The organism is Flavobacterium sp. (genome assembly GCF_044338735.1).
In the GTDB taxonomy this organism is placed as follows: Bacteria; Bacteroidota; Bacteroidia; order Flavobacteriales; family Flavobacteriaceae; genus Flavobacterium.
The window spans coordinates 1-5,428 of sequence record NZ_JBIIWV010000136.1; the positions used below are offsets into that span (position 1 = coordinate 1).

The 5,428-nt window shown below is 33.6% G+C and carries 5 protein-coding genes; 3 read left to right on the forward strand and 2 right to left on the reverse strand.

Annotation, left to right across the window (positions count from 1 at the left end; translation table 11 throughout):
• Positions 1-192 precede the first annotated feature (192 nt).
• On the forward strand, positions 193-3,633 hold the full coding sequence (locus ACIQZC_RS08585; protein ID WP_396138820.1) for a methylmalonyl-CoA mutase family protein: 3,441 nt from the start codon (positions 193-195) through the stop codon (positions 3,631-3,633).
• 29 nt (positions 3,634-3,662) lie between these two features.
• Here ACIQZC_RS08585 and ACIQZC_RS08590 read toward each other — a convergent pair whose 3' ends face one another.
• Positions 3,663-3,803: a hypothetical protein gene (locus ACIQZC_RS08590; protein ID WP_396138821.1), complete on the reverse strand. Its 141-nt coding sequence runs from the start codon at positions 3,801-3,803 to the stop codon at positions 3,663-3,665.
• A gap of 107 nt (positions 3,804-3,910) precedes the next feature.
• Between ACIQZC_RS08590 and ACIQZC_RS08595 the strand changes: the two genes are divergently transcribed.
• Positions 3,911-4,426 carry a hypothetical protein gene (locus ACIQZC_RS08595; protein WP_396138822.1) on the forward strand — a complete coding sequence of 172 codons (516 nt, stop codon included), beginning with the start codon at positions 3,911-3,913 and terminating at the stop codon, positions 4,424-4,426.
• Positions 4,427-4,454: 28 nt separating this feature from the next.
• Here the strand turns inward: ACIQZC_RS08595 and ACIQZC_RS08600 are convergent, their stop codons facing one another.
• Entirely contained in the window at positions 4,455-5,018 is a 564-nt protein-coding gene (locus ACIQZC_RS08600; protein WP_396138823.1) for a DUF1543 domain-containing protein, read from the reverse strand.
• A gap of 120 nt (positions 5,019-5,138) precedes the next feature.
• Between ACIQZC_RS08600 and ACIQZC_RS08605 the strand changes: the two genes are divergently transcribed.
• The coding region (locus tag ACIQZC_RS08605; protein ID WP_396138824.1) for a glutamine synthetase III at positions 5,139-5,428 on the forward strand (290 nt) is incomplete at its 3' end.

Genomic DNA, 5,428 nt, shown 5'->3' on the forward strand with positions numbered 1-5,428 from the left:
TAGGGGTTGAAATACCTCCAATTAACAGAATAAAAGATAAGTTGAGAATATGTTTTTTCATATTTTTTATTTTTTCTAGAAAAATATAAGCAAATATAATGCCTTTTTTAAGCTATAATTATTTTAATTTTTAAAAGGATAAAAATTATTAAATTCGTAAATTGCAGCCTTTAAAACGAATTAAAATTACAGATGGAACCACAAATACCTTATATTCCTGTTAATAAAGTAAGAATTGTAACTGCAGCCTCGCTTTTTGACGGACACGATGCAGCCATTAACATCATGCGAAGAATTATCCAAGCGACAGGTGTAGAGGTAATTCATCTTGGACATGACAGAAGTGTTGAAGAAGTTGTAAATACTGCCATTCAAGAGGATGCAAATGCGATTGCAATGACGTCTTATCAAGGAGGCCACAACGAGTATTTTAAATACATGTTCGATTTACTTAAGGAAAAAGGTGCTGGTCATATCAAAATATTTGGCGGAGGCGGAGGCGTAATCTTACCTTCAGAAATTTCAGAGTTACACGAATATGGCATCGAAAGAATTTATGCTCCAGATGATGGTCGTGCTATGGGATTACAAGGTATGATTAATGATTTGGTTAAAAGGTGCCCCCCAACCCCCGAAGGGGGAGCTGAAATGGCTGCTGAAAATTTGACTAAAAATCTTGAGAATAAGAATGTAAATACTATTGCCCGATTAATTTCTTTAGCTGAAAATAATCCAGAAAAATTTCATGCGCTATTTCCACAATCTTCAGAAGCTACCCCTTCGGGGGCGGGGGGGGCTCCCGTCTTAGGAATTACCGGAACGGGTGGTTCAGGGAAATCATCATTAGTAGACGAATTAGTACGTCGATTTTTAATTGATTTTCCAGAAAAAACAATCGGATTAATTTCGGTTGACCCATCAAAACGTAAAACAGGCGGGGCTTTATTAGGCGATAGAATTCGTATGAATGCGATTAACAATTCAAGAGTTTATATGCGTTCGTTGGCAACTCGTCAATCGAATTTAGCCTTGTCAAAATATGTGGCAGAGGCAATTCAAGTTTTAAAAGCCGCAAAATACGATATCATTATTTTAGAAACATCTGGAATTGGACAATCCGATACGGAAATTATGGACCATTCTGATGTTTCATTATATGTTATGACACCCGAATTTGGAGCTGCAACGCAGTTAGAAAAAATTGACATGCTTGATTTTGCTGATTTAGTAGCACTAAATAAATTCGACAAACGTGGTGCGTTGGATGCGATTCGTGATGTAAAAAAACAATACCAACGCAATCATAATTTGTGGGATGTTGATACCAATACCATGCCTATTTTTGGGACAATTGCATCGCAGTTTAACGATCCTGGCATGAATACACTCTACAAATCAATTATGGATAAGATTGTAGAAAAAACGGGAGCCGATTTAAAATCGACTTTTGAAATTACACGTGAAATGAGTGAGAAAATTTTCGTAATTCCACCTCATAGAACGCGTTATTTATCTGAAATTGCAGAAAACAATAGAAAATACGATGAAACGGCACTTTCTCAAGTAGAAGTAGCTCAAAAATTATATGGAATTTTTAAAACGGTTGAATCGGTTTCGGGAATCAAACCAATGTTAACAAAAGCCGGAATTGACCATAATTTTGTCATTCCGAAGGAATCTCAAGTTTTTATGGATTTACTTTTAGATCAATTTGATAAAGTAAAAATGAACCTTGATCCTTATAATTGGGAAATCATTTTGACTTGGGATGAAAAAGTAAATAAATATAAAAATCCGACTTACAGTTTTAAAGTTCGTGATAAAGAAATCAAAATCGCAACACATACCGAATCGTTATCGCATTCGCAAATTCCAAAAGTGGCTTTACCAAAATACAAAGCTTGGGGCGATATTTTAAAATGGAATTTACAAGAAAATGTTCCCGGAGAATTTCCTTTTACTTCTGGATTATATCCATTTAAAAGAGAAGGCGAAGACCCAAGTCGAATGTTTGCAGGTGAAGGTGGTCCAGAACGAACTAATAAACGTTTTCATTATGTAAGTGCTGGTTTACCAGCAAAACGTTTATCAACGGCTTTTGATTCGGTGACTTTATACGGAAACGATCCACACATTCGTCCTGATATTTATGGAAAAATTGGTAATGCTGGAGTTTCAATTTGTTGTTTAGATGATGCTAAAAAATTGTATTCTGGTTTCGATTTGAGTCATCCAATGACTTCTGTTTCCATGACAATTAATGGACCAGCGCCTATGTTGTTAGGATTTTTCATGAATGCTGCTATTGATCAAAATTGTGAAAAATACATTATTGAAAATGGTTTGCAAGATGAAGTAGAAGCTAAAATCAACGATATTTATAAGAAAAAAGGGGTTACTCGTCCATCGTACCAAGGAACTTTACCAGAAGGAAATAATGGTTTGGGTTTGATGCTTTTAGGCGTAACTGGCGACCAAGTTTTACCATTAGATGTTTATAATGATATCAAAGTTAAAACTTTAGCACAAGTTCGTGGAACCGTGCAAGCGGATATTTTAAAAGAAGATCAAGCACAAAATACGTGTATTTTCTCTACAGAATTTGCTTTACGATTAATGGGCGATGTGCAAGACTATTTCATAAAAGAAAACGTTCGTAATTTTTATTCGGTATCCATTTCAGGTTATCATATTGCTGAAGCAGGAGCAAACCCAATTACGCAATTGGCATTCACTTTATCCAACGGATTTACTTATGTAGAATACTATTTAAGTAGAGGAATGAATATCAACGATTTTGGTCCGAATTTATCGTTCTTTTTCTCTAACGGAATCGATCCTGAATATGCCGTAATTGGTCGTGTAGCTCGAAAAATTTGGGCGAAAGCCATGAAAAATAAATACGGAGCCAATGAAAGAGCTCAAATGTTGAAATACCACATTCAAACTTCTGGGCGTTCGTTACATGCGCAAGAAATTGATTTTAATGATATTCGTACGACGCTACAAGCATTGTATGCAATTTACGACAACTGTAATTCGTTACATACAAATGCTTACGACGAAGCCATTACAACTCCAACAGAAGAATCAGTGCGAAGAGCGATGGCGATTCAGTTGATTATTAATAAAGAATTAGGTTTGGCGAAAAACGAAAATCCAATTCAAGGTTCGTTTATTATTGAAGAATTAACCGATTTAGTGGAAGACGCTGTTTTACAAGAATTTGACCGAATTACTGAACGTGGCGGTGTATTGGGTGCGATGGAAACCATGTATCAACGTTCTAAAATTCAAGAAGAAAGTTTGTATTATGAAACCTTGAAACATACGGGTGAATTCCCAATTATTGGAGTAAATACGTTCTTAAGTTCAAAAGGATCACCAACAGTTATTCCTGCTGAAGTCATTCGTGCAACGGAAGAAGAAAAAGCGTATCAAATAGAAATGTTAACGAATCTGCAACAAGCAAATACAGATACAGTTTCTAATCAAATTGAATTATTACAAAATGCGGCAATTAAAAATGAAAATATGTTTGCCTTATTAATGGAAGCTACAAAAGTGTGTTCATTAGGTCAAATTACTAGCGGATTGTTTGAAGTGGGTGGACAATACAGACGCAATATGTAATAATCTATTGATTTTCAATTTGAATCCAACTATAAATTAGCTTCTTTAAACTTTCGCTGAATTTCTTTTAATTTTTCGGCACGAGCATTCTTTTTTGCTTTCGCTTTAGCTTGCTCTTTGTGCAATTTATCGTTGTGCGCTTTAATATTTTTCGGATTATTTCTTCCCATTTTATTAGCTTTTATGAAGTTTCAAAGATACAAAAATAAAAACGGATAAAATTTTGGCACAACAATTGGTTATAGTCTATCATCTTAAATCTCTAAAAATCTATATTATGAAAAAAATTACTTTACTACTAGCTTTTATCGGAATGATCACACTACAAGGTTGTACCGTAAACGAAGTTCAAGACACTGTTGATAACGATACCATTGCTGAGGTTTTTGAATTAAAAAATATCAACTTCAGTTTTGATACTACTTCTGGAAAATATTTTATTTATAGAAATTTAAATCCTCAAATTTACGCTTCAGATAATATCTTAATTTATAGAATGTCTGATGTAATTAATTCTAGTACACCTGTTTGGCAGTTGATTCCTAGAACGTTATATTTGAATGCAGGAGAATTAGATTATGATTTTGATTTTAGCAGAGTAGATTTTACTATTTATGCAGATGGTACTTATAATTTAGCAAATACACCTCAGTACATCAACAATCAAACGTTTAGAATTGTAATTATTCCGGGGTTTTTCTCTAGCAGAAGTTCAAATCAAGTAGATTTTAATGATTATGATTCAGTAATCGAAGCCTATGGAATAAATTCAAAAAATATCAAACAACTTTAAATAAAAGGCAATCTTCTCCTGATAGCTTTTAAATCTTTATAGTATCAATTTTTAAATAACCAATGTGTTTTTCATCTTCGGAAATCGTATTGGTTTTTTTAATTTGTAAACCATACTCCGATTTGAATGCATCCGAAAGAATCTCTTCTATATTGTGAATATCGTCCACATCAACGCCAAATTTATCATCAATATGCGATGCTGCTCCTTTGAAATTATAATGTTTATAAAAAGTTGTTTGTTTTGCTTTTTTAATGGCTTCGGCTTTTGTTGTTGCAACCACTAACACTTTATAATGGTATTCTTCAAATTCGCCTTCTTTATATCCGCCTAAATTCAAAAAGAATAATTGCTCTTCTTGTGCCATTTTTTCGGTTTTGGAAACCACTTCAATACTAAATCCATCAACACAAGTTACTTTTCGCCAAGCATCTATATGTATTTTTCCTTTTGCTTCAGGCCAAAATGCTTTCATATCAGGAACTAATGCTTTTAAACTCGTTCCAATGCCAAAAAAGATATCATGTTGCTCCGTAAAACGCCCTTTTGGGGTACAACCCAACATAATCATATATAAATTTGCTGTTTTCATAATACAAATGTAGTAAAAAATATTTTTACCCCTAAAAAAATAGGGGTCGTTGTGAAAATATTAAAAAAATTTATATATTTGCATAACTTTTCAAGGGTATAACTTTAAAAACACAACTTTATGTCAACATTTCGTTTTCAAGCTTTAAGAAAGGCAACCGATAGAAAACCAGTTCATGTAGAAGAATTGGACAGAAAATCAATTATTTTTGGTAGTAATGTCTTTGGAGACAAAGCTATGCGACAATTTTTAACTTCAGAAGCATATAAAGCAGTAAAAGCTGCGGCAGATGGTGTAAAAATCGATCGTAAAATTGCCGATTATATTGCATTAGGAATGAAAGAATGGGCATTATCAAAAGGAGTAACACATTATACCCACTGGTTTCAGCCATTAACAGGAACAACTGC

Bases quoted from the DNA above. Each gene is read 5' to 3' on its own strand.
- ACIQZC_RS08585 (WP_396138820.1), top strand. From the start codon at position 193: ATGGAACCACAAATACCTTATATTCCTGTTAATAAAGTAAGAATTGTA.
- ACIQZC_RS08590 (WP_396138821.1), bottom strand. From the start codon at position 3,803: ATGGGAAGAAATAATCCGAAAAATATTAAAGCGCACAACGATAAATTG.
- ACIQZC_RS08595 (WP_396138822.1), top strand. From the start codon at position 3,911: ATGAAAAAAATTACTTTACTACTAGCTTTTATCGGAATGATCACACTA.
- ACIQZC_RS08600 (WP_396138823.1), bottom strand. From the start codon at position 5,018: ATGAAAACAGCAAATTTATATATGATTATGTTGGGTTGTACCCCAAAA.